The organism is Zoogloea sp. LCSB751 (assembly GCF_002028455.1).
GTDB lineage: Bacteria > Pseudomonadota > Gammaproteobacteria > Burkholderiales > Rhodocyclaceae > Zoogloea.
On the sequence record NZ_MWUM01000011.1, the window covers coordinates 1 to 24,868 of the forward strand.

Annotated in this window: 28 protein-coding genes; 19 read left to right on the forward strand and 9 right to left on the reverse strand. The window is 67.9% G+C overall.

Annotated elements, in window-relative coordinates; translation table 11 throughout:
• The 11 genes from B4920_RS13640 to ruvB all read left to right on the forward strand — a co-directional run.
• The coding region (locus B4920_RS13640; RefSeq protein WP_139379511.1) for an NAD(P)(+) transhydrogenase (Re/Si-specific) subunit beta at positions 1-246 on the forward strand (246 nt) is incomplete at its 5' end.
• Positions 247-279: 33 nt separating this feature from the next.
• Complete coding sequence (locus tag B4920_RS13645; protein ID WP_254050936.1) at positions 280-1,350, forward strand: phosphotransferase family protein; 1,071 nt, start codon at positions 280-282, stop codon at positions 1,348-1,350.
• Positions 1,343-1,717: a DUF6285 domain-containing protein gene (locus B4920_RS13650; protein WP_079435254.1), complete on the forward strand. Its 375-nt coding sequence runs from the start codon at positions 1,343-1,345 to the stop codon at positions 1,715-1,717. Before B4920_RS13645 ends, B4920_RS13650 begins: the two co-directional genes overlap by 8 nt.
• Positions 1,718-1,731: 14 nt before the next feature.
• Positions 1,732-2,904: an acyl-CoA dehydrogenase family protein gene (locus tag B4920_RS13655; protein WP_079435255.1), complete on the forward strand. Its 1,173-nt coding sequence runs from the start codon at positions 1,732-1,734 to the stop codon at positions 2,902-2,904.
• A 117-nt stretch (positions 2,905-3,021) separates the two neighbouring features.
• Positions 3,022-3,990, forward strand: a complete 969-nt coding sequence (locus tag B4920_RS13660) for a prenyltransferase (protein ID WP_079435256.1) — start codon at positions 3,022-3,024, stop codon at positions 3,988-3,990.
• Entirely contained in the window at positions 3,987-4,673 is a 687-nt protein-coding gene (locus B4920_RS13665) for an HAD family phosphatase (protein WP_079435257.1), read from the forward strand. Before B4920_RS13660 ends, B4920_RS13665 begins: the two co-directional genes overlap by 4 nt.
• Positions 4,673-5,005 carry a hypothetical protein gene (locus tag B4920_RS13670; RefSeq protein ID WP_079435258.1) on the forward strand — a complete coding sequence of 111 codons (333 nt, stop codon included), beginning with the start codon at positions 4,673-4,675 and terminating at the stop codon, positions 5,003-5,005. Before B4920_RS13665 ends, B4920_RS13670 begins: the two co-directional genes overlap by 1 nt.
• Positions 5,002-5,613: a glutathione S-transferase family protein gene (locus B4920_RS13675; protein ID WP_079435259.1), complete on the forward strand. Its 612-nt coding sequence runs from the start codon at positions 5,002-5,004 to the stop codon at positions 5,611-5,613. The genes B4920_RS13670 and B4920_RS13675 overlap by 4 nt, the downstream gene beginning before the upstream one ends.
• Positions 5,614-5,634: 21 nt before the next feature.
• Positions 5,635-6,225, forward strand: coding sequence for a Holliday junction branch migration protein RuvA (ruvA, locus tag B4920_RS13680; RefSeq protein ID WP_079435260.1), 591 nt, complete (start codon positions 5,635-5,637; stop codon positions 6,223-6,225).
• Positions 6,226-6,347: 122 nt separating this feature from the next.
• Positions 6,348-7,427, forward strand: a complete 1,080-nt coding sequence (locus B4920_RS13685) for an AI-2E family transporter (RefSeq protein ID WP_079435261.1) — start codon at positions 6,348-6,350, stop codon at positions 7,425-7,427.
• A complete protein-coding gene (ruvB, locus tag B4920_RS13690; protein ID WP_079435262.1) occupies positions 7,424-8,503 on the forward strand; it encodes a Holliday junction branch migration DNA helicase RuvB in 1,080 nt (359 codons plus the stop codon). The genes B4920_RS13685 and ruvB overlap by 4 nt, the downstream gene beginning before the upstream one ends.
• On the opposite strand, the gene B4920_RS13695 is transcribed toward ruvB, so the two are convergent.
• The 5 genes from B4920_RS13695 to B4920_RS13715 all read right to left on the reverse strand — a co-directional run bounded on the left by B4920_RS13695 (position 8,500) and on the right by B4920_RS13715 (position 12,455).
• A complete protein-coding gene (locus B4920_RS13695; RefSeq protein ID WP_079435263.1) occupies positions 8,500-9,030 on the reverse strand; it encodes a hypothetical protein in 531 nt (176 codons plus the stop codon). The genes ruvB and B4920_RS13695 overlap by 4 nt on opposite strands.
• A 118-nt stretch (positions 9,031-9,148) precedes the next feature.
• Positions 9,149-10,333: a class I SAM-dependent rRNA methyltransferase gene (locus B4920_RS13700; RefSeq protein WP_079435264.1), complete on the reverse strand. Its 1,185-nt coding sequence runs from the start codon at positions 10,331-10,333 to the stop codon at positions 9,149-9,151.
• A 188-nt stretch (positions 10,334-10,521) separates the two neighbouring features.
• Positions 10,522-11,172, reverse strand: a complete 651-nt coding sequence (locus tag B4920_RS13705) for a DUF484 family protein (protein ID WP_079435265.1) — start codon at positions 11,170-11,172, stop codon at positions 10,522-10,524.
• A 33-nt stretch (positions 11,173-11,205) separates the two neighbouring features.
• Complete coding sequence (dapF, locus tag B4920_RS13710; protein ID WP_079435266.1) at positions 11,206-12,045, reverse strand: diaminopimelate epimerase; 840 nt, start codon at positions 12,043-12,045, stop codon at positions 11,206-11,208.
• Positions 12,042-12,455 (reverse strand): CoA-binding protein, encoded by a 414-nt coding sequence (locus tag B4920_RS13715; RefSeq protein ID WP_079435267.1) that lies wholly within the window; start codon positions 12,453-12,455, stop codon positions 12,042-12,044. The genes dapF and B4920_RS13715 overlap by 4 nt, the downstream gene beginning before the upstream one ends.
• 87 nt (positions 12,456-12,542) lie before the next feature.
• On the opposite strand from B4920_RS13715, the gene sppA reads away from it, so the two are divergent.
• The gene (gene sppA / locus B4920_RS13720; RefSeq protein WP_079435268.1) at positions 12,543-14,375 is read left to right on the forward strand and encodes a signal peptide peptidase SppA; all 1,833 of its coding nucleotides are present in this window, start codon (positions 12,543-12,545) and stop codon (positions 14,373-14,375) included.
• Positions 14,376-14,453: 78 nt separating this feature from the next.
• On the opposite strand, the gene B4920_RS13725 is transcribed toward sppA, so the two are convergent.
• Entirely contained in the window at positions 14,454-14,792 is a 339-nt protein-coding gene (locus tag B4920_RS13725) for a DUF2782 domain-containing protein (protein WP_079435269.1), read from the reverse strand.
• 46 nt (positions 14,793-14,838) lie between these two features.
• The gene (locus B4920_RS13730; RefSeq protein ID WP_079435270.1) at positions 14,839-15,564 is read right to left on the reverse strand and encodes a TIGR00730 family Rossman fold protein; all 726 of its coding nucleotides are present in this window, start codon (positions 15,562-15,564) and stop codon (positions 14,839-14,841) included.
• A 60-nt stretch (positions 15,565-15,624) separates the two neighbouring features.
• On the opposite strand from B4920_RS13730, the gene polA reads away from it, so the two are divergent.
• Together polA and B4920_RS13740 are read left to right on the forward strand one after the other, a co-directional pair.
• Complete coding sequence (gene polA / locus B4920_RS13735; protein ID WP_079435271.1) at positions 15,625-18,348, forward strand: DNA polymerase I; 2,724 nt, start codon at positions 15,625-15,627, stop codon at positions 18,346-18,348.
• 61 nt (positions 18,349-18,409) lie between these two features.
• Positions 18,410-19,720 (forward strand): lytic murein transglycosylase, encoded by a 1,311-nt coding sequence (locus B4920_RS13740; protein ID WP_254050937.1) that lies wholly within the window; start codon positions 18,410-18,412, stop codon positions 19,718-19,720.
• Here B4920_RS13740 and B4920_RS13745 read toward each other — a convergent pair.
• Positions 19,643-20,038, reverse strand: coding sequence for a response regulator (locus B4920_RS13745; RefSeq protein ID WP_079435273.1), 396 nt, complete (start codon positions 20,036-20,038; stop codon positions 19,643-19,645). The genes B4920_RS13740 and B4920_RS13745 overlap by 78 nt on opposite strands.
• A gap of 124 nt (positions 20,039-20,162) precedes the next feature.
• Between B4920_RS13745 and queF the strand changes: the two genes are divergently transcribed.
• The 5 genes from queF to B4920_RS13770 all read left to right on the forward strand — a co-directional run bounded on the left by queF (position 20,163) and on the right by B4920_RS13770 (position 23,687).
• The gene (queF, locus tag B4920_RS13750; protein ID WP_254050938.1) at positions 20,163-21,002 is read left to right on the forward strand and encodes an NADPH-dependent 7-cyano-7-deazaguanine reductase QueF; all 840 of its coding nucleotides are present in this window, start codon (positions 20,163-20,165) and stop codon (positions 21,000-21,002) included.
• On the forward strand, positions 20,999-22,051 hold the full coding sequence (gene murB / locus B4920_RS13755) for a UDP-N-acetylmuramate dehydrogenase (protein ID WP_088179463.1): 1,053 nt from the start codon (positions 20,999-21,001) through the stop codon (positions 22,049-22,051). Before queF ends, murB begins: the two co-directional genes overlap by 4 nt.
• A gap of 101 nt (positions 22,052-22,152) precedes the next feature.
• Positions 22,153-22,719 carry a hypothetical protein gene (locus B4920_RS13760; RefSeq protein ID WP_079435275.1) on the forward strand — a complete coding sequence of 189 codons (567 nt, stop codon included), beginning with the start codon at positions 22,153-22,155 and terminating at the stop codon, positions 22,717-22,719.
• A gap of 65 nt (positions 22,720-22,784) precedes the next feature.
• Entirely contained in the window at positions 22,785-23,174 is a 390-nt protein-coding gene (locus B4920_RS13765; protein ID WP_079435276.1) for a cupin domain-containing protein, read from the forward strand.
• A gap of 30 nt (positions 23,175-23,204) precedes the next feature.
• A complete protein-coding gene (locus B4920_RS13770; RefSeq protein WP_079435277.1) occupies positions 23,205-23,687 on the forward strand; it encodes a hypothetical protein in 483 nt (160 codons plus the stop codon).
• 113 nt (positions 23,688-23,800) lie between these two features.
• On the opposite strand, the gene B4920_RS13775 is transcribed toward B4920_RS13770, so the two are convergent.
• On the reverse strand, positions 23,801-24,610 hold the full coding sequence (locus B4920_RS13775) for an alpha/beta hydrolase (protein WP_079435278.1): 810 nt from the start codon (positions 24,608-24,610) through the stop codon (positions 23,801-23,803).
• Positions 24,611-24,868 lie beyond the last annotated feature (258 nt).

Here is a 24,868-nt window from a genome sequence, read left to right on the forward strand (position 1 = left end):
GTGATCGGCGCCAACGACGTGGTCAATCCGTCGGCTCGCACCGACAAGTCCAGCCCGATCTTCGGCATGCCGATCCTTAACGCGGATCTCGCCCAGAACGTCATCGTCGTCAAGCGCGGCAAGGGCACCGGTTACTCGGGCATCGAGAACGCGCTGTTCTACAAGGACAACACCCGCCTGCTGTACGGCTCGGCCCAGCAGGCCATCGGTGAGGTCATCCAGCACGTCAAGGCGCTGTCGGTGTAGGCGCCACACCCATAACACAGGAGAGGACAGACAGTGGACGCGAAAACGGAAACGACCGGGCAGCCCGACATCGCCGGCTTTGCCGCCGCCTTCTTGCAGCAGGAAACCGGTGCGGCGGCGGTGGAGGTGCTCGGCTGCAAGCGCCTCGGCGGTGGGGCGATCCAGGAGAACCTGCTGATCGATGTGGCGATCCGCGGCGGCGACTGGGACGGCCAGCACGAACTGGTGCTGCGTACCGACTCCCCATCGGGCCTGGCGGTGAGCCTCGGCCGGGCCGAGGAGTTCGCGGTGCTCAAGGTAGCCTTCGCCGCCGGCGTGACGGTGCCCGAGCCCCTGTGGCTGTACCGGGATAGCGGCGCGCCCGGCGGGCTGGGCAAGGACTTCTACCTGATGCGCAAGGCCGAGGGCTCCGCCGCCGCCCGCCCGCTGGTGCGCGGCGAGCTGTCCGCCGAGGCGCGGGATGCGCTGCTGGCCGAGCTGGGCGCCGAATTGGCACGCCTGCATGCGGTGCGTCCGCCGGTCGCCGGGCTGGATTTCCTGCCGCTGCCGGACGGCGCGCCGGCGCTGTCGCGGGTGAAGGAATACCGGCGCCGCATCGACGCCATCGGCCGGCCTCAGCCGACCCTCGAATGGGCGCTGCGCTGGCTGGAGCTGAATGCCCCGGCGCGCACCGAGGTCACGCTGACCCACGGCGACTTCCGCACCGGCAACTATATGGTCGCCGACGGCCGCCTGTCGGCGGTGCTCGACTGGGAATTCGCCGGCTGGAGCGATCCGCTGGAGGACATCGGCTGGCTGTGCGCGCGCTGCTGGCGCTTCGGTGCGTGGGAGCACGAAGTCGGCGGCATCGGCGGCACTGCCGCGCTGGCCCGCGGCTACGCGGCGGTGGCAGGCCAGCCCTTCGACCTCGAGCTGCTGCCCTACTGGAAGGTGATGGGCACGATGCGCTGGGCGGTGATCGCGCTGATGCAGGCCGAACGCCACCTGTCCGGCGAGCAGCCGTCGCTGGAGCTGGCGCTGACCGGCCGCATGCTGCCGGAGATCGAGCTCGACCTGATCCAGGAAATCCAGACCATTGAAGAGGAGCGTGCCCGCCATGCGTAACCTGCCCGACGCCGCCGACCTGTTGAAGACCGCCCGCGACGGCCTGCTCAATGGCTTGTTGCCCCACCTCCCCAAGGAACACCACTACACCGCGCTGATGGCCGCCAACGCGCTGGCCATCGCGCTGCGCGAGATCCAGTCCGACGCCGGCCATGCGCAGGCTGAAGCCACGCTGCTGCACGAGTTGTATGGCAGCGCTGCTGCCAGCGAAGGCGTCGACGCGTTCGCTACCCGCCTGGCCAGCGACCTGCGCACGGGCCGCTTCGATGCGCGTCTGCCGGAAGTCGGCAGCCTGCTGCTGGCCGAGGTGAGCGCCCGGCTGCGCGTCTCGAATCCCAAATACCTCAAGCAGGCCGGCCTCGCCTGAACCGGAGATACCTCATGAACTTCGACATCCCGGCCGATCTCAAGGCCCTGCAGGACAAGACCCGGCGCTTCATCGCCGAGGAGATCATCCCCTACGAGAAGGACCCCCGCGTCACCGCCCACGGCCCCAGCGAGGACCTGCGCAAGGAACTGGTCGCCAGGGCCCGGGCCGCCGGCCTGCTGACGCCCCATGCGTCCATCGAGCTGGGCGGGCTGGGGCTGGACCACTTCGCCAAGGCCGTCGTCTTCGAGGAGGCCGGCTATTCGACCCTCGGTCCGACCGCGCTGAACATCGCCGCGCCGGACGAGGGCAACATCCACCTGATGGAGGTCGTCGCCACGCCGGCCCAGAAGGACCGCTGGCTGAAGCCCCAGGTGGAAGGGAAGATCCGTTCCTGCTTCTGCATGACCGAACCCGATCCGGGCGCCGGCGCCGATCCGTCGATGCTGCAGACCACCGCGGTGCAGGACGGCGACCACTACGTGATCAACGGCCGCAAGTGGTTCATCACCGGCGCGACCGGCGCCAGCTACGCGATCATCATGGCCAGGATGGAGGACGGCAGCGCGACGATGTTCCTGTCCGACATGAACCGGCCGGGCATCACCGTCGAACGCAGCATGGACGCGCTGGATGCCTGCTTCACCGGCGGCCACGGGGTGGTGTGCTTCGACAACCTGCGCGTGCCGGCCGCCGATGTGCTCGGCGAGATCGGCCAGGGCTTCCGCTACGCCCAGGTGCGCCTGGCGCCGGCGCGCCTGACCCACTGCATGCGCTGGCTCGGCCAGGCCCGCCGCGCCCACGATGTGGCCACCGCCTACGCACGCAAGCGCCAGGCCTTCGGCAAGGCCCTCGGCGAGCACGAGGGCGTCGGCTTCATGCTCGCCGACAACGAGATGGACCTGCACACCGCGCGCCTGGCCATCTGGCACTGCGCGTGGGTGCTCGACCAGGGCGGGAAGGGCAAGAACGAGTCGAGCATGGCCAAGGTGATCTGCTCCGAAGCCGAATGGCGGGTCGTCGACCGCTGCGTGCAGATCCTCGGCGGCCAGGGCGTCACCGCCGAGACCATCGTCGCGCGGATCTGGTCCGACATGCGCGCCTTCCGCATCTACGACGGCCCGTCGGAAGTACACCGCTGGAGCCTGGCGCGGCACATCTTGAAGGCGCCGAAGGCGGCCCGCTAAGCCGCTCTCCCGCGGCCCGGCCGTTGCCGCCCGACGAGCGTGCGCCGGGCCATGCGTGCTTGACCGCCGGCCCGGCGCGCCGCAGCATGGCACGGTTTCCCACCGCCGTCCGTGCCGATGCCGCCCTCCGTCCATCCTGCCGAACCCACCCTCGCCCTGCGTGCCAGCCCGCTGCTGGCGGGCCTGCTGGCCACCCGCCCGGCCTTCCTCGGGGTGACCCTGTTCGCCTGCCTGATCGGGCTGGCGGTGGCCCACGGCAGCGGCGTTACCATCGACAAGCTGAAGGCCGGGTTGACGATCTTCTTCGCCCTCGTCGCGCATGCCGGCATCAACGTCCTCAACGACTACTACGACGCACAGAGCGGTGCCGATGCGGCCAACGAGGAGCGCCTGTTCCCCTTTACCGGTGGCAGCCGCTTCATCCAGAACGGGGTGCTGTCGGAGGCCGAGGCTGGGCGCCTGGGCTTCGGCCTGCTCGCCGCGGTGGTGCCGGCCGGGCTGTGGCTGGCCTGGGCGTCGGCGCCGGGGCTGATCCTGATCGGCCTCGCAGGCCTCTTCCTCGGCTGGGCCTACACCGCGCCGCCGCTGGCGCTGGTATGCCGTGGGCTGGGCGAGCTGGCCGTCGCGGCGGGCTGGCTGATCGTGGTGGTCGGCAGCGACTTCGTGCAGCGCGGCACCTTTTCGCAGTTGCCGGCCATCGCCGGCCTGTCCTACGCGCTGCTGGTGGCGGCGATCCTGTTCATCAACGAATTCCCCGACCGGCGCGGCGACGAGGCGGCCGGCAAGCGCACCCTGGTGGTCCGCCTCGGGCCGCAGGTCGCCAAGTGGGTTTACCTCGGCCTGGTGCTGCTGGCCTACGCCTGGCTGGTGTTGATGGTCGGGCAGAACGTGCTGCCGCAGGGCGCCGCCGCCGCCGCGCTGACGCTGATCTTCTCCTTCCGCGCCGCCCGCTATCTGCTGGCCCATGCCGGCGAGCCGGCCGAGCTGGCGCCAGCCCTCAAGCTGACCATCGTCGCTGCCAACCTGCACGGCCTGGCGCTTGCCGCCACGCTGACCCTCGGGCGCTGGCCGGGAGCCCTGTCATGAGTCTCGAACTGCCCTTCGCCGCCGCGGACATCCACGGCATCATCTTCGACATGGACGGCCTGCTGCTCGACAGCGAGCGCGTGGCCCTCGCCACCGTCGCCGCGGCGGCGGCCGAGCTGGGGCTGGAATGGCGCGCCGAAGTGGGGCTGGCGATGGTCGGCCTCAACGCGCAGGACGGCCCGAAGGTGATCCGTCGCCACCTGGGCGAGGACTACCCGGTGGCCGATCTCTACGACGCCTTCGGGCGCATCTACGAGGCGGCCATCGCCGCCGGCAGGATTCCGCTGAAGGGCGGCGTGGTCGAGCTCTTCGACGTGCTCGACGGCCTGTCCCTTGGCCGCGTGGTGGCCACCTCGACGCGCCGTTCCCGTGCCGAACCCAAGCTGGCGGCGGTGGGCCTGCTGCCGCGGGTGCACGGCATGGTGTGCGGCGACGAGGTGAGCCGCGGCAAGCCGGCGCCGGACATCTTCGTGGCGGCGGCCGCGCGCCTCGGCGTGCCGGTGGCGAACTGCCTGGTGCTGGAGGACTCCAATGCGGGCGTGCGCGGTGCGCTGGCGGCCGGCACGCGGGTGGTGATGGTGCCCGACCTGCTGCAGCCCGCCGACGACGTGCGGGCGGCCGGCGTGCCGGTGGCCGTCAGCCTTCACGACATCGCCGGCTTTCTGGTAGCAAGGAGCGGCTGATGCGTCGATTCCTGTTGGTGGCGGCCTGCCTGCTGGCATCACCGGTCCCGGCGGATGAGGCGGCTTCGGCGGGCTTCTGCCTGTTTCCGCTGCCTTCCGACAGCGGCGTGCAGCGCTGGATCAACCTGGGCATCGTGCAGTATGTGGACGTCCGGCCCGACGAGGTCCGGATCTATTTCGGCGGCGGCAACCTGGGCAGCGGCCACGAGGCGCGCATCCCGGCGAAGGGCCGCGAGGAGGCCGACGCGCTCCTGGCCCGGCTGCGCCGCGCGGCGGCAGCCTGTGCCAAATCCAATCCGGCCAACCCGGCCAATTCAGGAGGAACTCCGTGAAACTCATCGGCATGCTGGATTCACCCTTCGTACGGCGCAGCTTCATCACCGCCCGGATGCTCGGCATCCCCTTCGAGCACCAGTCCCTGTCGGTCTTCCGCAATTTCGACGAATTCCACGCCATCAACCCGCTGGTCAAGGCCCCGACGCTGGTCTTCGACGACGGCGAGGTGATGGTGGACAGCACCCACATCATCGCCTGGCTGGAGCGCATCGCGCCACCCGGCAAGAGCCTGTTCCCGTCCGACGCGGCAGCCCTGCGGCGCTGTCTGCAGCTCACCAGCCTGGGCCTGGCGGCGGCCGAAAAGAGCGTGCAGCGGGTCTATGAGATGCAGGTGCGCCCGAAAGAGTGTCGCGATCCGGACTGGCTGCGCCGCGTCGAGGGGCAGATCCGCGACACCTATGCGGTGCTCGAACGGCACGTCGGCGACGCCGACTGGCTGTGCGGCGCGCGGCCGACCCAGGCCGATATCAGCGTGGCGGTAGCCTGGCGTTTCACGCATTATTCGGCCCCCGGCCTGGTGGCGAGCAGTGACTACCCGGCCCTCGCCGCGCTGGCCGCCAATGCCGAGGCCCTCCCGGCCTTCATGGCGGCCGACTACAGCTAACTTCTTTCCCCGCGAGATTCGATGATCGGACGCATCACCGGCCGCCTGGCCGAAAAGAACCCGCCGCAGATCCTGGTCGACGTGAATGGCGTCGGCTACGAACTGGAAGTGCCGATGAGCACCTTCTACGGCCTGCCTGCCACCGGCCAGAGCGTCAGCCTGTCCACCCACATGGCGGTGCGCGAGGACGGACACTTTCTGTACGGCTTCGCCACCGAGGACGAGCGGGCGGCCTTCCGCCAGTTGCTGAAAGTGGCCGGCATCGGCGCGCGCACCGCGCTGGCGGTGCTGTCCGGCCTGTCGGTAGCCGACCTGGCCCAGGCGGTGGCGCTGCAGGAGAGCGGGCGGCTGGTGAAGATCCCCGGTATCGGCAAGAAGACCGCCGAGCGCCTGCTGCTGGAGCTGCGCGACAAGCTCGCCAAGGCTTTGCCGGCGGTGGCCGGCGGCGTTGCCGCCAGCCTGCCCGGCGACGACCGGGGCGACATCGTCAACGCCCTGCTGGCCCTTGGCTACAACGAGAAGGAAGCTCTCGGCGCGGTCAAGAACCTGCCGGAGGGCATCGGCGTCTCGGACGGTATCCGCCAGGCGCTGAAGGGCTTGTCGAAGGCCTGAAACCCCGGTTGCCCGCGGGACGGCGCCGGCCCGTGCCGGCGGCGGGGCCGTCGCGGTACGGCGGAGGTGGCACTGTCTAAAAGATCAGGGATAATTCCGCTCATTCCATTCGAGAGGCGCCCATGACTCCCAGACGCACTGCCCAGCTGGCCATCACCGCCGTGTTGCTCCTTGGCTGCGCCCTCGTGCTCAGCCCCTTCTTCGCGGCCATCCTGTTCGCCGGCACGGTGTGCGTGACCACCTGGCCGATGTACCAGGCCCTGCACCGGCGCCTCGGCCGCCGCGACGGGCTGGCGGCGCTGACGATGACGTTGTTGCTGACGGCCGTGCTGCTGGTGCCGATGGTCGGCCTGGCCGCCTCGCTGACCGATTCGGCGATCACGCTGGTCGATTACGTGCGTGGCCTTATCGAGCAGTCCGATGGCAAACCGCCCCACTGGCTGCGTGACATCCCGCTGGTCGGCGCCGACATCGACGCCTACGTGCGCAAGCTGGCCCACAGCCAGACCGAGGTGCGCAAGCTGGCGCTGGAGGCCATCGAGCCGGCGCGCAAGTTCGCGCTGGGCCTCGGCGGCGTGGTCGGCCAGGGCTTGCTGCAGATCTCGCTGGTGCTGTTCATCGGCTTCTTCCTGTACCGGGACGGGGCGCGTCTCGAGGCCCAGCTGGAAGTCGGCGCCGCGCGCCTGGGCGGGCCGGTGTGGGGCGACCTGCTGCACCTGGCCGGCAGCACCGTCAAGGCAGTGATGATCGGCATCGTCGGTACCGCCGCGGCCCAGGCCCTAGTGGCGCTGGTGGGCTTCCTGGTGGCCGGCGTGCCGGGGGCGCTGCTGCTCGCCGCCGGGGTGTTCTTCCTGTCGCTGGTGCCGATCGGGCCACCGCTGATCTGGGGTGGCGCCGCCTTCTGGCTGTACCAGCAGGGGGAGAGCGGCTGGGGGATTTTCATGACCTTGTGGGGCTTGCTGGCGATCAGCTCGGTGGACAACTTCCTCAAGCCGATCCTGATCAGCCGCACCTCCAGCCTGCCGATCCTGCTGATCGCCCTCGGTGCCTTTGGCGGCGTGCTGGCCTTCGGCTTCATCGGCATCTTCCTCGGCCCCACCTTCCTGGCCCTTGGCCAGGCCTTGTTCACCAGCTGGACCGTCAGCCGTCCGGCCGAGGCGCCGGCCGATGAACTCGCAGAGGCCCCGGAGGGCCGTTCATGATCCATACCGACGACATCAAGGGCGGCCAGCCCGATCCTTCCGCCCGCCTGATCACCGCCCAGCGCACCGGCAACCAGGAGGAGGTGCTGGAGCGCGCGCTGCGGCCGAAGCGGCTCGACGACTACGTCGGCCAGCAGAAGATCCGCGACCAGCTGGACATCTTCATCGAGGCCGCCAAGCGGCGCGGTGAGGCCCTCGACCATGTGCTGCTGTTCGGCCCGCCGGGGCTCGGCAAGACCACGCTGGCCCACATCGTGGCGGCCGAGATGGGCGTCAACCTGCGCCAGACCTCCGGCCCGGTGCTGGAGCGCGCCGGCGACCTGGCCGCGTTGCTGACCAACCTCGAACCCCACGACGTGCTGTTCATCGACGAGATCCACCGCCTGAGTCCGGTGGTGGAGGAAATCCTCTACCCGGCGCTGGAGGATTTCCAGATCGACATCATGATCGGCGAAGGCCCGGCAGCCCGCTCGGTGAAGCTCGATCTGCCGCCGTTCACGCTGGTCGGCGCGACGACCCGCGCCGGCATGCTGACCAATCCGCTGCGCGACCGCTTCGGCATCGTCGCCCGTCTGGAGTTCTACACGCCGCAGGAGCTGTCCTACATCGTCAGCCGTTCGGCCGGCCTGCTGGACGTGGAGATCGACGACACCGGCGCCTTCGAGATTGCCCGCCGGGCGCGCGGTACGCCGCGCATCGCCAACCGCCTGCTGCGCCGCGTGCGCGACTACGCCGAGGTGCGTGCCGACGGCCGCATCACCGCGGGCGTGGCAGATGCGGCGCTGACCATGCTGGACGTGGACCACCTGGGCCTCGACCTGATGGACCGCAAGCTGCTCGGGGCAATGCTGGAGAAGTTCGGCGGCGGCCCGGTGGGCCTGGACAACCTGGCGGCGGCGATCGGGGAGTCGTCGGACACCATCGAGGACGTGCTTGAGCCCTACCTGATCCAGCAGGGCTACCTGCAGCGTACGCCGCGGGGCCGCATGGCCACCGCGTCGATCTGGCAGCACTTCGGCCTGCTGCCGCCGGGGGCGGCGGGCAGCGGCAGCCTGTGGGAGGGCGGCAGCGCCTAGGCGTCGGAGCTGCTCAGCGCGGTGTGCACCCGCTCGGCGGTGCTCAGGAAATCGTCGAGGTTTTCCTGGTCGAGGGGCTGGATGTACAGCCGGGCGGCCTTGGCGGTGATCGTCAGACCGCCTTTCTGATCGCGTGCGATCCAGCCCTGCTGGATCAGGTTGCTGACCTTGCGGCGGACGGTTTCCCGCGGGATGCCGGTGGACGAGCTGATCGAGAAGGCATTGCAGGGGCGCAGCGGCAGGTGGCGGAAGTCGTCTTCGGCGGTGCTCCTGATGATGGAGGTCAGGGTCTGGTCGTCCAGACCGAGGCCGCCGATGTTGTAGAGGCCGACTTCGCCGAGGACGATCGGCAGCAGCAGATCGCCGTCGAAGGCGGCATACAGGCGCACCAGGTAGCGCAGGTTGTAACGGGACAGGAGGAGGGCGGCGGCGCGTCGGTCGGGGCCTGCCAAGGCCCCGTTATCGCCCGCCATGGAGGGGGCGAGGAAGACCGACTCGCGGGAGCCAGGGGGCAGGGGGGTGTCCATCGGTAGCTCCATCGGAATAATCAATCGGAATTCTGAAACAGAATTTAACCATTCGGTGGCCTGAGCATACACACCTCTTGCCAATCGCATGCCGAAGAACTACCCGTTTTGGGTTTTCCTAGATCTGGCAGGCCAATCCCTTCAGGTATTCGCCTTCCGGAACGGCCAGCCCGATGGGGTGGTCGGGGGCGGCGGACAGGCGGTGCAGGACGCGCGCTTCGACACCGACGTCCGCAGCTGCTCCGGCAACGATTTTCTGGAACAGTTCCAGGCCGATGCCGCCGGAACAGGAATAGGTCATCAGGATGCCGCCCGGGTTGAGCAGACGGAAGCCCAGCAGATTGATGTCCTTGTAAGCGCGGGCGGCCCGCTCGGCGTGGGCGGCGGACGGTGCGAACTTGGGTGGGTCGAGGACGATCAGGTCGAACTTGCGGCCTTCGGCCTTGAAGCCACGCAAAGCCTGGAAGACGTCGTCCTCGCGCCATTCGGCGCGGCTGGCGTCGAGCTGCGGGTTGTGGGCCAGGTTGCGGGCGGCGGTGACCAGCGCCGGGCCCGACGAGTCTATCGAGATCACGCTCTTCGCGCCGCCGGCCAGGGCCTGCAGCGAGAAGCCGCCGGTGTAGCAGAAGCAGTTGAGCACGTCGCGGCCGGCGGACAGCTGGCCGGTAAGCAGGCGGTTTTCGCGTTGGTCCAGGTAGAAGCCGGTCTTGTGGCCGCTGACCACATCCACTTCCATGCGCACGCCGTTCTCGACGATGCTCAGCGTCTCCGGCAATTCGCCGTGGGCCACGCCGGTGACCGGACCGAGGCCTTCCAGCTTGCGCACGTCGGAGTCGGAGCGCTCATAGACGGTGCTGCAGCCGGTGGCCTGGACCAGGCCGGCGACGATCGCATCGCGCCACTTGTCGGCCCCGGCGCTGGTCAGCTGGACCACCACCACTGGACCGAAGCGGTCGGCGATGACGCCCGGCAGTCCGTCCGATTCGCCGTGGATCAGACGCACGCCGTCCTGTCCGGCCAGCCACGGATGGGTGGCCCGCCGCGCCACCGATGCGGCGACGGCACGTTTGATGAAGGCGTGGTCCACCGACTGGTCGCAGTCGAAGGTCCATACCCGCGCGCGGATCTGCGATTCCGGCGACCACGCCGCCCGCGCCAGCGCCCGCCCGTCGGCGTCCTTCACCAGCACCGTGTCTCCCGGCCGCGCCCGTCCCTCCAGCCGGTCCACGGAACCGGCAAAGATCCAGGGGTGACGACGGAGCACGGAACGTTCCTTGCCGGGCTTGAGAATGAGATCGGTCATGACAGTGGCGCTATGAAAATGAGGAGCAACAGAGAGGGACAAACAGAGAAAAAACAGATCAACAACACCCGGCTAGGGGGCAGAAGGCGTAGCGAGCCGCCCGAGGTTGCAGCGAGGCGCACTGCCGTACTCAAGTACGGCGAGCACCGCAGCCGCGAGATCGGGCTGCGTAGTAGCCTTATGCCCCCCTAGCCAAGTTGGCGGATGAGGGCGGCGCTGACCATCTCACCGATGCGGGTGACGTACAGCGTGCCCATCTCAGGATAGAACCGTTCCGGATCTTCGCTGCCCATGGCGAGCATGCCGAAGGTCTGGTCGTCGCGGCGCAGGGGCACCAGGGCCACCGAGCGGATCAGTCGACTCACCGGGCCGAACCAGCTGGTGGCTTCGCGCAGGGCCGGGGTGCCGCAATAAGGCTGCATCAGGTCGCCGCTGAAGAAGCGGACTTCCTCGCCGACCGGCAGGAATTCCGGCCCGCTGCGGGTCAGCACGCTATTCCATACGCGGAAGGCCACGTGGGGTACGGCGAAGTCTTCCTGCAGGTGCAGGTAGATGACCTGGCGGATGGCCTCGAAATCTTCTGCTTCCAGCAGTGAGACGGTCAGGCGATGGACCTTGGCGCTGATGCCGTCGTTCTCCTCGCCGAAGGACAGCAGCTCGGCGAACTTGTCCTCAAGTTGGGCGATGCGGTCGCGCAGCGCGATCAGCTGGCGCTCGGTGAGGGATATCGCGTGGCCCGTGTGCGGGTGGCCCACCGTCAGGTCGGTCAGCAGGGTCGAGTGTTCGTCGAAGAAGTCGGGATGCTCCTGCAGGAACTGGACGACGTCGGAAGGGTTCATGGCATTGAGGCCGGGTGCGGCGCAGGTGAGGGGTCAGGAGAGCGTCAGCTCACCCGAAAAGACGGTGACGGCCGGGCCGGTCATCATGACCGGGGTGCCGACACCGCTCCACGCGATGGTGAGTTCGCCGCCACGGGTTTCGACGGTGACCGGGGACACCACCAGCTCGCGCAGGATGCCCGCCACCACCGCCGCGCAGGCGCCCGTGCCACAGGCCAGGGTTTCGCCCGCGCCGCGCTCGTAGACCCGCAGGCGTACCCGATGTTCATCGACGACCTGCAAGAAGCCCGCATTGACCCGTGCCGGGAAGCGCGGATGGTGTTCGATCAGCGGTCCCTGGACGGCTACCGGGGCCGTGTCCACGTCGGCCACCACTTGCACCGCGTGGGGGTTGCCCATGCTGACGGCGGTGATGGCGATGGCCGTGCCGGCCACGTCGAGGGGCTGCACATGGGCATCGGAGTCGCTGACGAAGGGGACGTCGGCCGGCTTGAGGACCGGCACGCCCATGTCCACGGTGACGTTGCCGTCCGCCTCGAGGCGCGGGGCGATGATGCCTTTCTTGGTTTCGACGCGGATTTCCTTCTTGTCGGTGAGGCCCTGGTCGAAGACGAAACGGGCGAAGCAGCGGGCGCCGTTGCCGCATTGCTCCACCTCGCCGCCGTCGGCGTTGAAAATGCGGTAGCGGAAGTCCACGCCCGGGGTCTGGGCCGGTTCGACGACCAGCAGCTGGTCGCAGCCGACGCCGAAGTGGCGGTCGGCCAGGTGGCGGACCTGCTCCTCGGTGAGCTGGATGTCCTGGCGGACGGCGTCGATCATCACGAAGTCGTTGCCGAGGCCCTGCATTTTGGTAAAGGCGAGTTTCTTGCTCATGGGATAAAATCCAGGTAGTCGCGCCAGATACAGCGGTCCATTACAACGGTGATGCCGGCTGCGCGGGCCCGTTCGGCGGCTTTTTCGTTGATCACGCCGTCTTGCAGCCACAGGCGCTTGATGCCGAGGGCGATGCATTCGTCGACGATCGGATCGATCTGGTCAGCGGCGCGGAACACGTCCACCAGATCGACCGGGTGCGGAATGCCGGACAGGTTCGGGTAGGCCTTTTCGCCAAGAACTTCGGCAACGGCCAGCCGAACCGGTACGATGCGATACCCGAAACCCTGCAGGCCGCGTGCCACCCGATGGCTGGGCCGGTCGGGGCGCGGCGACAGTCCGACCACGGCGACGGTCTTGACCGTCAGCAGCAGGTCGCGGATCTGGTCGGGGGAAGGATTGCTGAACATGGCGGGATTCTACCGGATTGGTGGGTTGCAGAAAGCTTGCGGAGGTCCGCAGGACGACAGGCCGTCAGGCTCATTTTGGAGAGAGTAATGGAGCGCAAAGCACGGCCTGGTGTCGTGAGAAGGGGATTTTCGTCCCTGTGGCGGGCGGTGGATCACCTGCGGCAGGCGAGTCTCAACGTGTTGTTCATCGCCGTGGTGGTGTTTCTGGTCGGCGGCTGGTGGGCGGCCCGGCCGGCGCCCCTGCCTGCCGAGGCGGCGCTGCTGGTGGCTCCGGTCGGCCAGTTGGTGGAGCAGCGTAGCGCGCGCAGTCCGATGAGCGTGCTGCAGGGCGTCGAGGGCATCCACCAGGTGCTGCTGCGCGACGTGGTGGACGGCATCCGTGCCGCCGCGAGGGATTCGCGCATTACGGCGCTGGTCATCGAGACCGATGGCCTGTCGGGCGCGAGCCTGTCCAAGCTGCAGGAGGTCGCCGCAGCGGTGGGTGAGTTCCGCCAGGCCGGCAAGAAGGTCTATGCCTATGGCAAGCACTTCGACCAGGGCCAGTACCATCTGGCGTCCCGTGCCGATGAGGTATACGTGAATCCCGACGGCTATGTGCTGCTGTCCGGCTTCGGGCGTTTTCCGACCTACTTCAAGGGCCTGTTCGACCAGGTCGGCGTGAAGATGCAGGTCTTCCGCGTTGGCACCTACAAGTCCTTCGTCGAGCCCTATACGCGCAGTGACATGTCGCCGGAAGACCGGGAGGCCACCAAGGCCTATCTGGATGCGGCCTGGCAGGCCTATCAGGCGGACGTCGCTGCGGCCCGTCCGAAGGCGGGTGCCAACCTGACGGCTTACGTGGGCGATGCCCCGGCACGACTGGCGGAAGCCGGCGGCGATGCGGCAAAGATGGCGCACAGTGCCGGCTTGGTGGACGGCCTCAAGACCACCGACCAATGGCGCGATTACCTGAAGCAGAAGATCGGCGCGACGGACGACGGCAAGGCCTATCGTCACGTGGATCTGGCTACTTACATCGCCCGCGTCCGCGACGACATGTCCCATCCGGCCGACAAGATCGGTGTGGTGGTGGCCCAGGGGGCCATCGTGGACGGTGAGCAGCCGCCCGGCATGGTCGGCGGCGACACGGTGGCCGGGCTGATCCGCCAGGCTCGCGAGGACAAGGCGGTCAAGGCCGTGGTGTTGCGGGTGGACAGCCCGGGCGGCAGCGCGACGGCGTCGGAGGTGATCCGCCGCGAGCTGGAGCTGACCCGCGAAGCCGGCAAGCCGGTGATCGTCTCGATGGGCTCGGTGGCCGCTTCCGGCGGCTACTGGATCAGCATGGCCGCCGACGAGGTGTGGGCCAGCCCGACCACCATCACCGGCTCGATCGGCATCTTCGCGATGATGCCGGACATCTCCGGCCCGATGGCCAAACTCGGCCTGGCGGTGGATGGCGTCGGTACGACGGCGCTGGCCAGTGGCCTCGACCCGCGCCGGCCTCTCGATCCGCAGGTGGCCAACCTGCTGCAGCAGAACATCGAGTTCGGCTACCGGCGCTTCGTCGAACTGGTCGGCAAGAACCGCAAGATGACGGTAGAGGCGGTGGACCGGGTCGCCCAGGGACGCGTATGGATGGGCAGCCAGGCCCGCGAAAAGGGGCTGGTGGACAAGCTCGGCAACTTCGACGCGGCCGTCAAGGCTGCTGCGGCGCGAGCCGGCCTGAAGGACTACGACGTGAGCTACGTCGAGAAGCCCCTGTCTCCCCGCGACCAGTTGCTGCTGCGCCTGCTCGACAGCGGCGAGGAAGAGACCCGCACGGCCAGGGCGTCGTCGGCGGTGGACCAGGCGCTGGCGAAGATCCGTAGCGAGCTGGCCGGGCTGGCGCTGTGGAACGACCCTGGCCACGTCTATCTGCATTGCCTGTGCGACGCGCCGTAAGGGCGGCAGGAGTCAAATGCGGAACGGGGCAGCCTGCTGGCTGCCCCGTTTTTTCTGGTGCTTTGCTATTTGGGCGCCTTACCAGCGCTTGATCACCCAGTGGGGCACGCGCAGGCCGCTGTCCTGGGCGCTGCGGCGGGTGAAGTCGCCGTTGCCGACGTCGTCGTAGAGGTAGTAGGACGGACCGTTGGGCGGTGTGACCTTGACCATGTAGAGCTGGCCATTGACGCGGTATTCCTCGACAGTGTCCTCGCCCTTCTTGGTGATCGTGACCTGGGGTTCCTGGGCTTGATCGAGTTCCATGCCGGGTGGCGGTGGGGGCGGCTCGGGCAGGGGTTCGAGTTTCGGGGGCTGCTGGGCCCACGCCGAGGCGGTGATGGCGATCAGCAGGGTGGCGAAATGGCTAACGCGGGGCATGAAGGTCTCCTGACTATGCCGGGATTGTAATCTGCGGGGCCGCCGGTCAGAGGTTGAGCATCAGTTCGTGCTCTTCCGGTTGTGGCAGGAAGCCGCGGCTCTGGTAATGGTTGAAGATCGCGTCCACCACCTTTTCGGGTTCGTCGATGACCTGGACCAGGTTGAGGTCGTCCGGATTGATCATGCCTTCCTCGACCAGTCGCTCCTTGAACCAATCGATCAGGCCACGCCAGAAGGGTTCGTGGACCAGGATCACCGGGATCTTGCGGCTCTTGCCGGTCTGGATCAGGGTCATCGCCTCCAGCAACTCGTCCAGCGTGCCGAAGCCGCCGGGCATGACCACGTAAGCGATGGCGAACTTCACGAACATGAACTTGCGCGCGAAGAAGTGCTGGAAGGTCTGGGAGATGTCCTGGTAGGGGTTGGCCTGCTGCTCCATCGGCAGCTGGATGTTCAGCCCGACGCTCGGCGACTTGCCGAAGTAGGCGCCCTTGTTGGCGGCCTCCATGATGCCGGGGCCGCCGCCGGAGATCACCGAGAAGCCGGCGTCCGACAGCAGGCGCGCGATGCGCTCGGTCTTTTCGTAGTACGGATGGTCGGGCTTGGTGCGGGCGCTGCCGAAGATCGATACGGCCGGGCGGATCGGCTTCAGGCGTTCGGTCGCCTCGACGAACTCTGCCATAATTCCGAAAATCCGCCACGACTCCCTGGCCGTGAAGTTCTGCGCCGCCGTGTTCGGCACCATCCGGGGGAGTTTGTCTTTTGCAGTCATTTTTCTTGTAAGGAGTGAGGGGTGAGGGGTGAGGTTTCGCCTGCTCTGCCTCGCGAACCCATGCCGACCCTGTTGCTCGTAGACGGTTCCAGTTACCTGTACCGTGCCTTCCATGCCTTGCCCGACCTGCGCAATTCAGCGGGAGAGCCCACCGGCGCGGTGCGCGGGGTCCTTTCCATGCTACGTCGGCTCGAATCCGACTACAAGGCGGAATACCGCGCCTGCGTATTCGATGCCAAGGGCAAGACCTTCCGCGACGACTGGTTCCCCGACTACAAGGCCCAGCGCCCGCCGATGCCCGACGACCTGCGCGCCCAGATCGAGCCGCTGCACGAGGCCGTCAGGGCCGAAGGCTGGCCGCTGCTGATGGAAGAGGGCGTCGAGGCCGACGATGTGATCGGCACGCTGACCCGCCGCGCCGTCGAGGCCGGCTGGGATGTCGTCATCTCCACCGGCGACAAGGACCTGACCCAGCTCGTCCAGCCCGGCGTGCGCTGGGTGAACACGATGAGCGAGGAAGTCCTCGACGAGGCCGGCGTGACCGCCAAGTTCGGCGTGCCGCCCAATCTGATCGTCGACTACCTGACCCTGATCGGCGACACCGTGGACAACGTGCCCGGCGTCGAGAAGTGCGGCCCCAAGACCGCGGTGAAGTGGCTCACCGAGTACGGCAACCTGGACAATCTGGTCGCCAACGCCGACAAGGTCGGCGGCAAGGTCGGCGAGAACCTGCGCAAGCACCTGGACTTCCTGCCCCTCGGGCGCAGGCTGGTCACCGTCGTCACCGACCTGCCGCTGCCGGTCGGCCCCGCCGACCTGCCGGCGCGGGAGGACGACAAGGAGGCACTGGCGGCGATCTACCGGCGCATGGAATTCAAGGGCTGGCTGAAGGAGCTGGAGCAGGGCGTGCATCGCGCCGCGCCGGCCGCCGCCGAGGCACCCGAGGCTGTCGCGCCGCAGGGCGAGCCGGGCGCCCACCGTAGCGGCTACGAGACGCTGCTCGACTGGGCCGCCTTCGATGCCTGGCTGACCAAGATTTCCGCTGCCGAACTCACCGCCTTCGACACCGAGACCACCGGCCTCGACCCGCTGGTCGCCACGCTGGTCGGCATGTCCTTCGCCACTGTCGAGGGCGAGGCGGCCTACCTGCCGCTGGCCCACACTTATGCCGACGCGCCGGCCCAGCTGCCGCTGGCCGAAGTGCTGGCCAGGCTGAAGCCTTGGCTGGAGTCCGACGCCCACCGCAAGCTCGGCCAGAACCTCAAGTACGACGCCCATATCCTGGCCAACCACGGCATCCAGCTTGCCGGTATCGCGGAGGACACGTTGCTGGAGTCCTACGTGCTGGAGAGCGACAAGTCCCACGATATGGATTCCCTGGCCAGCCGCCATCTGGGCCTCAAGACGCTGACCTACGCCGAAGTGTGCGGCAAGGGCGCCAAGCAGATCGGCTTCGGCGAGGTCGAGTTGGCCCGTGCCACCGAATACGCCGCCGAGGACGCCGACATCACGCTGCGCCTGCATAACGCGCTGGCCGCCAAGCTGGCCGCCGAGCCGGCCCTTGCCGCGCTGTACCGGGACGTGGAGCTGCCCACCGCGCGGGTGCTCTTCGAGATGGAGCGCAACGGTGTGTTGATCGACGATTTCCTGCTCGCCCAGCATTCCGAGGAGCTCGGCCGCCGCTTGCACGAGTTGGAGCTGCAGGCCCATGAGCTGGCCGGCCAGCCCTTCAACCTGGGCTCGCCCAAGCAGCTCGGCGAGATCCTGTTCACCAAGCTGGGCCTGCCGGTGGTCAAGAAGACCGCCACCGGCCAGCCTTCCACCGACGAAGACGTGCTGTCCCAGCTTGCCGACGATTACCCGCTGCCCAAGCTGCTGCTGGAGCACCGCAGCCTGGCCAAGCTGAAGAACACCTACACCGACAAGCTGCCGTTGATGGTCAACCCGAAGACCGGCCGCGTGCACACCAGCTTCAGCCAGGCGGTGGCGGTCACCGGCCGCCTCGCCAGCTCCGAACCCAACCTGCAGAACATCCCGATCCGTACGCCGGAAGGGCGCCGCATCCGCGCTGCCTTCATCGCGCCGGCTGGCCACAGGATCGTGTCGGCCGACTACTCGCAGATCGAGCTGCGCATCATGGCCCACCTGTCCGGCGACAAAGGCCTGCTGGACGCCTTCGCCCACGGCGAGGACGTGCACCGAGCCACCGCCGCCGAGATCTTCGGCGTGACGCCGCTGGAGGTCACCAGCGAGCAGCGTCGCTACGCCAAGGTGATCAACTTCGGCCTGATCTACGGCATGAGCGCCCACGGCCTGGCCAAGAACCTGGGCATCGAGCGGGTTGCCGCGGCCAACTACATCGACCGCTACTTCGCGCGCTACCCCGGCGTTGCCTCCTACATGGAGCGCACCCGCCTGGAGGCCAAGACCAACGGCTACGTCGAGACGGTGTTCGGCCGCCGCCTGCACCTGCCGGACATCCGCGCCCAGCAGGTGGGGCGCCGCCAGGCCGCCGAGCGGGCGGCGATCAACGCGCCGATGCAGGGCACCGCCGCCGACCTGATCAAGAAGGCGATGATCGCAACGTCGGCCTGGCTGAAGGAGGCTGGCGTCAAGTCACGCCTGATCCTGCAGGTGCACGACGAACTGGTGCTCGAAGTGCCGGACGACGAGGTGGAATTGATCCGCGCCCAGCTGCCGAAGCTGATGGCGGGCGTGGCGCAACTTTCGGTGCCGCTGGTGGCCGAAGTGGGTGTCGGCGCCAACTGGGACGAGGCCCATTGAGCGGATCCTCGTCTGTCGTACGTGGCAAGGAAACCCGCCTGTGGCGGAGAGGCCATTCGGAATGAAAGCACGTTCTCCCGTTGGGGCGAATTCATTCGCCCGTCGCGCCCCGGTCCGCATGTTCCGGTACCTGTCCGCGCCCCTGCTGGCGGTTGCCTTGACGGCCTCCGCCCATGCCCAGGCCGCCCCCGACCCGGCTGGCTTCGCCCCCTGCGTGGCCGGCCTGAAAGCCGCCGCGGTGGCCCGCGGCGTGTCGCCGGAAGGCTACGAGCGCCTTACCGCCAGCCTCGCGCCGGACATGAAGGTGCTGGATCTGCTCGACTACCAGCCGGAGTTCCGCACTCCGATCTGGGACTACCTGGCCGGCTTGGTGGACGACGAGCGTGTCGCCGACGGCCAGGCCATGCTGGCCCAGTGGGGCGACACGCTGGTGGCGGTGGCAGCCCGCTTTCACGTGGATCCGGCCACGGTGGTCGCGGTGTGGGGCGTGGAGAGCAACTTCGGGCGCAACTTCGGCTCCCGTCCGCTGCTCACGTCGCTATCCACGTTGTCCTGTTATGGGCGGCGGCAGGCCTATTTCCGTGGCGAGTTCTACGACGCGCTGAAGATCGTCGATAGCGGCGACGTCAGCGTTGATCAGCTCACCGGCTCGTGGGCCGGCGCCTTCGGCCACACCCAGTTCATGCCATCCACCTTCCTGCGCCTGGCCGTCGACTTCGACGGTGATGGCCGCCGCGACCTGGTCGGCAGCATTCCCGACGCGCTGGCGTCCACCGCCAACTTCCTGAAGAAGGCGGGCTGGCGCGAGGATGAGGTGTGGGGCTACGAGGTGCGCCTGCCGGCGGGTTTCGATGCCAATGGCGCCGGGCGGCGCAACAAGCAGCCGCTGGCCGCGTGGAGCGCCCGTGGCCTGACGCGCATCGACGGCACGCCGCTTGACGGCACCGGCAACGCCGGCCTGCTGCTGCCGGCCGGACCGAAGGGGCCGGCCTTCCTGGTGTTCCGCAATTTCGACGCGATCTACGGCTACAACGCCGCCGAGAGCTACGCGCTGGCCATTGCTCACCTGTCCGACCGCCTGCGTGGCGGCGGGTCCTTCATCACCCCGTGGCCGACCGACGACGCCGGCCTGTCCCGCGCCGAGCGGCGCGAGCTGCAGACCCTGCTGGCCGCCCGCGGCCACGCCATCGGTGCCGTGGATGGCATGCTCGGCGATGCCAGTCGGGCGGCGATCCGCAGCGAGCAGCAGCGCCTCGGACAACCGGTAGACGGGCGTGGCGGGCAAAAGCTGCTGTCAGCCCTGCGGCGGGAAGGTGGTGCGGGGCTGCCGCTGCAGCAGGACGGCCTCGATGCGCCGGCGCAGGGCCGCTAGCTGGAAGGGCTTGAGGACGTAGCCCTGGATGTCGAGGGCCAGCATCGCGCCGACCTGGTCGCGGGCCCCTTCGGCTGTGAGGACGATGATGTGGGTCTGTGGATCCTCGGCGCGGATGTGCTTGATCAGCTCGTCGCCGCGCATGCCCGGCATGTTCCAGTCGGTGATGACCAGGTCGGGCTGCTCCTGCCGGCACAGTTCCAGCGCCCGCGCGCCGTTGGGAGCTTCGAGGATCGTGTAGTGCAGCGGGGCGATGGCGGCCCGCACGAAGCCGCGGATCGTCGCGACGTCGTCGACGATGAGGACCTTGTAAGTCATGCTGTGTTGCAGGAAGGCAGAGTCGCAACAATAACGGTGCCGCAGTGCCAGAGCTTGAAAACATTGTGTCCTGCCCGCCCGGCGGGCCCTCGCCGGCGCGAGCCAGTACAATGGGAGGATGTCTATGAAACACCCCGCCCATCCCGACGCGTCGCCCCTCGGCAAGCCGGTGGCTTACGCCGAGCACTACGCGCCGGAGCTGCTGTTCCCCATCGCCCGCCAGGGCAAGCGTGACGAGATCGGCATTGCCGCCGACGCGCTGCCCTTCGTCGGCGAGGACCTGTGGAACGCCTATGAACTGTCCTGGCTCGACCCCCGTGGCAAGCCGGTGGTGGCCCTGGCCAGCTTCCGCGTGCCGGCCGATTCGCCGAACATCGTCGAGTCCAAGTCCTTCAAGCTGTACCTGAACTCCTTCAACCAGACCCGCGTGGGCAGCGTCGCCGACCTCGGCAAGACCCTCGCTCGCGATCTGTCGGACGCGGTCGGTGCGCAGGTGACGGTGCAGATCGAGCCCCTCGGCACCCGTCCGGAACGGACCATCGGTTACCCCGACGGAGTGCTGCTCGACACCCTCGACATCGACATCGACCGCTACACGCCCGATCCGTCCCTGCTGAAGGCCGACCATGGGGCACCGGAGGTCGGCGAGACCCTGTATTCGCATCTGCTCAAGTCCAACTGCCTGGTTACCGGCCAGCCCGACTGGGCGATGGTGGTGGTGCGCTATTACGGCGCGCCGATCGACCGGGAGGCGCTGCTGCGCTACATCGTGTCCTTCCGCCAGCACAACGAGTTCCATGAACAGTGCGTCGAGCGGATCTTCGTGGACATTTTGCGCGAGTGCCGGCCGTCCAAGCTGTCCGTATGGGCGCGCTACACCCGCCGCGGCGGGCTGGACATCAATCCCTACCGCCGCACGCCGGGCCTGCCGGCGCCGGAGCCCGTCGCCGAGGTCCGCCAATGAGCCACGTTGCTAACTCCGTCGACCTGTTGCGCCAGGATGTGGCCCTCGACAACTTGAATACCCTGCGCCTGCCGGCCCGCGCGGCCTGGTTTGCCGCGGTGGACCATGTGGATGCGCTGCGCGCGGTGCTCGACGATCCGCGCATCGCCGGCCTGCCGAAGCTCGTCATCGGCGGTGGCTCCAACCTGGTGTTGACCGGCGATTTTCCTGGCCTGGTGCTGCACGTGGCTTTCCACGGACGCAGCCGCGTGCAGGAAGACGCCGAGGCTTTCTACATCCGTGCCGGCGGTGGTGAGAACTGGCACGACTTCGTGCGGTGGACGCTGGAGATGGGCTGGCCGGGCCTCGAGAACCTGTCGCTGATCCCCGGCACCGTAGGCGCCGCGCCGGTGCAGAACATCGGTGCCTACGGCCTCGAGATGGCCGAGCACTTCTACAGCCTGCGCGCCTACGATCTGGAAACCGGCAAGACGGTGGGCTTCGACAAGCGCGACTGCGCCTTCGGTTACCGGGACAGCTTCTTCAAGCAGGCTGGCAAGGGACGCTACCTGATCGCCGCCGTCACCTTCCGCCTGCCCAAGGCCTGGAAGGCGATTACCGGCTACGCCGACGTGGCCAAGGAACTGGATGCGCAGGGCATCGTGAAGCCGACGCCGCTGCAGGTGTCGGACGCGGTTGTCGCGATCCGCCGCCGCAAGCTGCCCGACCCGGCCGAGATCGGTAACGCCGGCAGCTTCTTCAAGAACCCGGTGGTCGATGCGGAAGCCTACGCACGCCTGGCCGAACAACATCCCGGCCTGCCCCATTACCCGCAGGCCGACGGTCGCGTGAAGCTCGCCGCCGGCTGGCTCATCGAGCAGGCCGGCTGGAAGGGGCGTCGCCTCGGCCCGGTGGGCTGCTACGACAAGCAGGCCCTGGTGTTGGTGAACCACGGTGGAGCCACCGGCGCCGATGTGATCGCCGCCAGCAATGCGGTGCGTGCCGACGTGTCGGCCCGTTTCGGGGTGGAACTGGAACCGGAACCGGTTTTTGCGGGTGTCGAGCCGTAGAATTCGGTGGGAATTCATTCGCCCCCACGGGTTCCTGCCCTAAAGCTTTTCGGCGCCATGCCGAATAATCGCCATCAACCAACCGGTCTCCGGAGAATGTCATGACTGCACCAGAAGAACGCCGCGGCACCAGTGCCCACTCCCCCGACCTGGACTGGAGCCAGGTGAGAGAGACGGTGCTGCTGCTCGAACTGGCCGTCGGGCAGATCGAGGCCGCGATGAAGGAAGGCAACAGCTCGGTGGAAGTGCTGACCGACTCCTTCACGTCGATGGCCGGCTACATGCGCATGATGGGCTCGGCCCTCGAACAGCTGCCCGACACGCCGGCCACCGCCCAGCTGAAGGAATCCCTGATCGGCCATGCCGGCGAAGTCGCCGGCCGGGTCCAGAAATCCATCATGGCCTTCCAGTTCTACGACAAGCTCAGCCAGCGCCTGGCCCACGTGTCTCACAGCCTGGAGGCCCTGTCCAGCCTGGTCGTGGATCAGCGCAAGCTCTACAACCCCTTCGAGTGGGTCGCTCTGCAGGAAAAGATCCGCGCCAAGTATTCCACTCCGGAAGAGCTGGAAATGTTCACCGCCGTGATGCAGGGCGTGCCGGTGAAGGAAGCCCTGAGCCACTACAAGGCCGAGATGAAGGACAAGGGGGACGACGTCGAGCTGTTCTGAACGCTGAACATCCCGTGGGGGCGAATTCATTCGCCCTCGGACTCCTTTTAACCGGCAGCGGGCGAATGAATTCGCCCCCACGTGAGAATTCCCCTGTGTCGTCCGTGATCCATTTTGCCGACCCGGCTCCTGCCGCCGTCGAAGACCGTCCCGCCGTCGGGCGGGCGATTGGCGTGCCACCGCGCCGCCTCACTGCCGAGCGCTACGCCGCCGAAGACGGCGCGCTGTCGATCGGCGACTGGAGCTGCGAGCCGGGTGCCTGGCGGATCGCCTTCCATCCGGGGCGCCACGAGTTCTTCCAGGTGATCAGCGGCCGCCTGCGCATCATCGATACCAAGGGCGTGGCGCGGGAGTTCGGCCCCGGCGATGCCGGCATCATTCCGGCCGGCTTCACGGGCACCTTCGAGGTGCTGGAGCGGGTCAGCAAGCGCTACGTGATGCTCGACCGCGCCTGAGGGCGGGCCGGCGCACGCTAAAATGTGTCGATGACACATGAAGCTGACGATTTGCCCGAGGTGGTCAGGGAAGACCGCCTGTGGTGCGACAACGGATGGACCGCCAAGGTCATCAAAAACGAGGACGACGACGGTTGGGCCGTGGCGATGATCAAGCACGGCGAGGCCGAACCGGCGCTGGTCGGACCGTGGACCATGGGCCGCGACAAGAAGAATCCCAAGCCCCTCGACGCCGCCGCCTTCAACACCCTGGTCAAGACCGCCTCCGAGGTGCTGCGCCGCCACGAGCAGCACCTGCACGCGCTGCTGCACAAGCGCGTGACGGTGAGCACCGACGATGGCCCGGTGGAGGTGACCCTCGATATCGTGCCCGACGACTACGAGCCCTATGCCACGCTGTCCGCCCACGACGCCTTCAGCGAAGTGATCGCGGAAGTGCGGGTCGAGGCGGGTTTCAAGCTCAACCGGGCCAGTGCCGCGGCCTGGGTCGAAGGCGGTTTCCGCCGCCCGTAGCGGCGAACGTCCGAAACCGTGGGGGCGAACTCATTCGCCCCTACAGGATCAGCCCCCGCAGAGGCTGCATCGACGCCAGGTGAACCGCTGTATCCCTGTCGATGTCGGCGGATTCAGGCCGGCACCAGCGGAATCGTGTCCAGCCAGTCGCCGAGTGCCGCGGCGGCTTGCGGCCACTGGGGGTCGAGCATCAGCATGTGACCGGCGCCGTCGATGATCACCTGGCGGGCTTTCCACTGCAGCGCGGTGAAGAACAGCATCGACGCCGGGAACACCACATCCTCCCGCCCACCCATCACCAACGCCGGGATGTCCGGCCGGCGCCCGGCCGGGGTGAATGGCAGGGCGACCATCTCGGCAATCGCCTGTTCCGATTCCGGCTGGATCATCGGCATGTACTGCAGCACGTCCTGGCGCGGCATGTCGGGTGAGAAATACACCTCGGCCATGATGCGCAGGGTGTGTTCCGTCGGCCGTCCGGCCACCACGTTCGGCAGTTCGCGGAAGAAGTCTGGCTGCAGCAAGGCCAGCCGGCCCGCCGAGCCGCCGGTGCCGGTGGGGGGTACCGGTGCCAGCAGTGCCACGCCGGCCGCCGGGCCGCGGGCCAGGTAGCGCTGCACCACCAGGGTTCCCATCGAATGGCCGATCAGCACCGGTGTGGCGGGCAGTGTGTCCACCGCCTGGGCCAGATCGTCGGCGAAGTCGGCCAGGCTGAAGTCGTCCAGCCGCTCGCGTCCTTCGCTGCCGCCGTGGCCGGAGAGGTCCAGCGCGTAGGCGTCGTAACCCCTTTGATTGAAATACGGGATGAAGTTGTGCTCCCAGCACAGGGCGTTGGTGTAGCCGCCGTGTACGAACAGCAGTGGCGGCCGGGAGCTGGCTTGAATTGCGGGATGGTGGTGGATCTTCAGGCGACGTGGAGACATGGGGACGGATCGGTGAAGTGAAGTCGAAAAGCCGGTAGCCGGCGGGTAAATCGTGTGGGCCGTGGATTCCTGCATGGGGGGCGACTGCCCGAATCGGTAAGCTGGCGCGCCGTGACGGATGCCGCAGCTGCACTGCAGCAAGTGCCGTAACGGCAATCAAGTCGCCGACGGTCTTGCCGATAGGCTCTGAAACCTCGCGGTTCGGACGAAGCGGTCGTGTGAACCCCATTGTACGGAGACGGAGTGTGGCGAGATGAC